The organism is Akkermansia sp. UNK.MGS-1 (assembly GCF_000980515.1).
GTDB lineage: Bacteria > Verrucomicrobiota > Verrucomicrobiia > Verrucomicrobiales > Akkermansiaceae > Akkermansia > Akkermansia muciniphila.
Map to the genome: position 1 here is coordinate 1 of NZ_LBCB01000021.1, position 650 is coordinate 650.

Here is a 650-nt window from a genome sequence, read left to right on the forward strand (position 1 = left end):
TGACTGCCCTCCACCTCCATTTGAGCGCATGCGGCGCCGGCAGGACATCATCATCGTTCCGATGAGCCACAAATAATCAGAGGGGGCGCCTTCCGCGGCCTGCGCGGAAAACGCCCCCTCCTTACTTCCTTGATGACTTCAGGTTGTTACTGAAGAAATATTCTAGAAACTCCTGGACACCCCTGCGTTCACGCGGTGGTAGCAGGAGCTTCCCCTCACTTCCAGCCCGTAGCCCCCGTACACGCTCCAGCGCTCATTGCACTGCAGGAACGTGTTGTACTCCGCGCGCAGGCCGTGCCGTTCCGGGCTCACCGCCCTTCCTCTCCAGCCCATGTCGCTGTACGGGCTGTACACCGTTGCTTCCGGCACGTCCCTCAGCACGTCCCCCACATAGGACACGCGCAGCGACTGCGCCCACGGCCTCCCCTTCCATTCGTCCGTCCTGCCTATTTCCAGGCCCACGGGAATGGACAGGTGCTTCAGCGCCGCCCCTCCGAAGTCACGGCCATACCCTCCCTGTTCCCGGAAGGCGTCCTGCCGGCCATACGTGAATTCCATCCTCACGAACGGCGTCAGCCTCCACCCTCTCGCACAGCCCGCCGTCCGGGACACTTCCGCCTGCGCCAGCCACGTCTCGTTGTTCCATTTGC

At 62.9% G+C, this 650-nt stretch carries 1 protein-coding gene; it reads right to left on the reverse strand.

Features of this window, described 5'->3' with window-relative positions:
* Window positions 1–162: 162 nt before the first annotated feature.
* A partial coding sequence (locus WW58_RS09780; protein ID WP_046437288.1) for an autotransporter outer membrane beta-barrel domain-containing protein occupies window positions 163–650 on the reverse strand: 488 nt, incomplete at its 5' end.